Genomic DNA, 3531 nt, shown 5'->3' with positions numbered 1-3531 from the left:
CTTAGATGGAAAATGGAATAGTCCTAAAGCCTATGTGGCACTTCACAGAATTGGGACCCTTGAGAGCGAAATAAATAAGGGTTACGGAAGAAAAATTATTGAATTTGCAGAATCCTATGCAAGAGAAAATAACTTTAAATCTGTGAGGATTGACACACACAGAGAAAATAAATCCATGCAAAATCTTCTGAATTCTATGAATTACATTTATGTTGGACTTGTATATCTTGATGGCAAAAATGAAAGACTTGCCTTTGAAAAAGTATTGTGAGGTTAAAAATGTTTAAAGATAAGGACGATAAAAGGTTTATAAAAGTTTTTAGAGAAGGATCTCTTACGGAATCCATAGAAGTTCTCTTGGACACAGAAACTGGAGTTAATTATCTCTACATAAGCGCCGGTTACGGAATGGGAATCACTCCCCTCTTAGACGAAGAAGGCAAAGTTGTCGTTTCAAGTAAGAGAGAAATAGCAAATTATAAAGAGAGAATGTAAATGTTTGAGCAAAAAATAACCACAGTCAAAAAAGATTTAATCTTAAAAGACTGTGGTTTTATTTTTATATTAATTTTGGTAAAAAAACTGTTGCTAAACCTAGGAAGATAAAGAATCCAAATACATCTGTAAAAGTTGTCAAGAAAATTGATGATGCTATTGCAGGGTCGACTTTTAATTTATCCAATATCAAAGGAATTAAAAATCCCATAGAGCAAGCAATTATCATATTTAAAATCATCGCCAAAAATAAAATTAGACCAAGGTAAAGATTGTGGTGCCAGAAGACAAAAACTCCTGCAGCCAAGAGACCGATAATGGCTCCTTCAGTAAGTCCCAAGAAAATTTCCTTAAAAATAAGCTTAAAATCTTCCTTTAGGGATAATTCTCCCCTCGCAAGGGAGGTGATAATAATAGAAAGAGTTTGTGAACCTGCGTTACCACCCATTCCAGTAACTATTGGCATTGCAGCTGATAAGACAACTACTTGAGAAATTGTAGATTCAAATCCCTTTACAACTGATGATGCCAAAAAGGCTGTCACTAAATTCACTATTAGCCAAGGAATTCTTGATTTAAAAGAATCAAAAATGCTAGAGTCATATTCTTCATCTGCATTAACACCGTGCATCTGCAACATATCTTCATTATGCTCTTGATCAATTACTGCTATGATGTCATCTGATGTAATTACGCCGAGAACTGCTAAATTGCTATTTACAACTGGCAAAATATCTAGTTCATATTTACTAAATAAATTTGCTGCCACTTCTTGGTCATCGGTTCCATAAACATAAAAATCGCTCTCTTCCATTATGTCTTGCAAAAGTGTGTCTGCATGACAAACTAAGAGGTCTCTCATAGTTACAATTCCCTTTAGTCTGTGATAATTATCTGTAACAAAAATTTTATCAATTATCTCAGTCTTTGGTGAAATTGAAATTATTTTTTTTACAGCTTGTTCTGCTGTCAAATTTTCTCTTAAAGCAATAAAATTTGTCGTCATTATAGAACCAGCCGATTCTTCGTCAAAGGACAAAATCATCTTTAAGACATATTTATCTTCACTTTTTATTAAAGACATAATAGATTTTCTTCTAGCAGTTGGAAGAAATCCTAAAAGGTCAGCAACTATAGAATTTTCTATTAAGGTAAAAATTTCAATAAGTTCTTCGTTGCTGAAAAATCCCATAGTCATTTCTGCTAGTTCATCTTCTGCAGACTCAAGTAAAAGACCAATATTTTCTCTATTTAAAAGTTTTACAAAAGTTCCCAAGTCATCTTCTTCTAAATCTTCAAGCTCAAGACAAATATCAACTGGATGATATTCCTCAAAAAGATTGTTAGCAGCTGCCTGGTCCCTTTTTAATATAATATTATTAATTTCATCAATTATGTTCATTTTTCGCTCCTGCCAAAGTTTCCAAATCTGTTACAAAAGAAGAAATTTCATTTTTCCTTCCATTTGTATAGTGGGAGTACATCAGATAAAGCTCTTTTTTTGCCCTTGTCATGGCTACATAAAAAAGCCTTCTCTCTTCTTCATAAAGTTCGGGATCTTCTCGCAAATCCTCTATGCTTGAAGTTGACGGCAAAGTTCCCTCATATAAGTCTACAACAAAAACCCGCGAAAATTCAAGACCCTTGGCAGAATGCACTGTTGAAAAAGTGAGCTTTGCTCCAGCATCTTTTGCCTTTAAAAGGTCATACTCTAATTCTTTTAGCCTTCCAATAAATAAATCCAAAGACTTGGTTGACTTGGCAATCAATTTTAAATAGTAGAGATATTCATTTAAAGTAGATTCTGTTTCCATAAATCTCTTGGCATTTTCTTTTAAATAATCGCCATAACCCATTTCCTTGTCAATATAATCAATAGCTTCATAGACATCAACTCTTGCAATTTTCTTAAATCCAACTAAAAGACCATTAATATTTTTGTGATAATAAGAAGGAAGATCTGGATAATTTTTTAAAATATTAAAAACATTTTTCCCCCTATTTCTCTTTAAGTACTCAATGTGTCTTTTTGAAATATATCCCTTTAGCTTGAAATAAAATTTTTCATACAAATCAATATCTGATAAATCTCTTGAAAAATTTAAAATATCCAAGATATCTCTAGTTATAAAATGAGAAAAAAACTTTGTCTTTTTATCCTTAATATTAAAACTATAATTTTTTCTCTCAAAATATTCCACAAGTCCAATGCTAGAGAGATTATTTCTATAAAGAACTGCAATATCCCCTTTGTCCTTTTCCAATTCCTTTTCTATAAAATCATACTGATCCTTTGGCTCTTTTAACTTAATGATATTTACAGGCTTGTCAAAGGGATTATTTGTTATGACAGTTTTTTCGAATCTTTTTTCATTTTGACTAATAAAAATATTTGCAATATTTACAATATTTTTTGTTGAACGAAAATTTTCTTCCATATAAAAAGTCGCTATATCATCATATTCTTTTTGAAGCTTAAAAAGTTCTTCAGTATTTGCTCCTCTAAAAGCATAAATAGACTGATCGTCATCTGCTACAACAAATAAATTATTATTAGGCTTAGCTAGGAGTTTTAAAACTTGAAACTGACTCCTAGACGTGTCTTGACCTTCATCAAGTTGTATGAACTTAAATCTGTCCCTGTATTTCTTTAAAATTGCAGAATCATTTTTTAAAACTTCATAAGAAAGATTTATCATGTCATCAAAATCAATTAAACCCTTATCCTTCTTAAACTTCTCATAAGTCTCAAAAAATTTTACAAAATTATCAGTTTCACATCTCTTGGACTTGGCAAAAGACTTAGGCGAAAGCATCATATTCTTACAATAACCCACTTCTGAAATCGCCGTTTCCACCCTTTCCTCTGTGGGATAAGTATTATTTACACTCTTATAAATATCTCTTAAAATTTCATATTTCTTTTTTAAATTAGAATCAATTAAACTAAGAGATTTACCATACTTTTTTGCATAATCTCTCACAATAGAATAGCAAAAAGCATGAATTGTGGAAAAGTGAACAAATTTATCTCCG

General features: G+C 31.3%; 4 protein-coding genes. 2 read left to right on the top strand and 2 right to left on the bottom strand.

What is annotated here, in order from left to right; translation table 11 throughout:
* Together HGPT_RS00940 and HGPT_RS00935 are read left to right on the top strand one after the other, a co-directional pair.
* The coding region (locus tag HGPT_RS00940; RefSeq protein WP_019138022.1) for a GNAT family N-acetyltransferase at positions 1–271 on the top strand (271 nt) is incomplete at its 5' end.
* An 8-nt stretch (positions 272–279) separates the two neighbouring features.
* Positions 280–495 carry a DUF6440 family protein gene (locus HGPT_RS00935; protein ID WP_019138021.1) on the top strand — a complete coding sequence of 72 codons (216 nt, stop codon included), beginning with the start codon at positions 280–282 and terminating at the stop codon, positions 493–495.
* A 64-nt stretch (positions 496–559) separates the two neighbouring features.
* Here HGPT_RS00935 and mgtE read toward each other — a convergent pair whose 3' ends face one another.
* Both mgtE and HGPT_RS00925 read right to left on the bottom strand, forming a co-directional pair.
* Entirely contained in the window at positions 560–1897 is a 1338-nt protein-coding gene (gene mgtE, locus HGPT_RS00930) for a magnesium transporter (protein ID WP_019138020.1), read from the bottom strand.
* The coding region (locus HGPT_RS00925; RefSeq protein ID WP_081578493.1) for an ATP-dependent helicase at positions 1884–3531 on the bottom strand (1648 nt) is incomplete at its 5' end. The genes HGPT_RS00925 and mgtE, both read right to left, overlap by 14 nt.

Source organism: Peptoniphilus timonensis JC401, assembly GCF_000312025.1.
Lineage (GTDB): Bacteria > Bacillota > Clostridia > Tissierellales > Peptoniphilaceae > Peptoniphilus_A > Peptoniphilus_A timonensis.
This window is presented reverse-complemented; position numbering and strand designations above follow the sequence as displayed.

What these genes read in the sequence shown, in the direction of transcription:
- HGPT_RS00935 (WP_019138021.1), top strand. Translation starts at nt 280, where the DNA reads ATGTTTAAAGATAAGGACGATAAAAGGTTTATAAAAGTTTTTAGAGAA.
- mgtE (WP_019138020.1), bottom strand. Translation starts at nt 1,897, where the DNA reads ATGAACATAATTGATGAAATTAATAATATTATATTAAAAAGGGACCAG.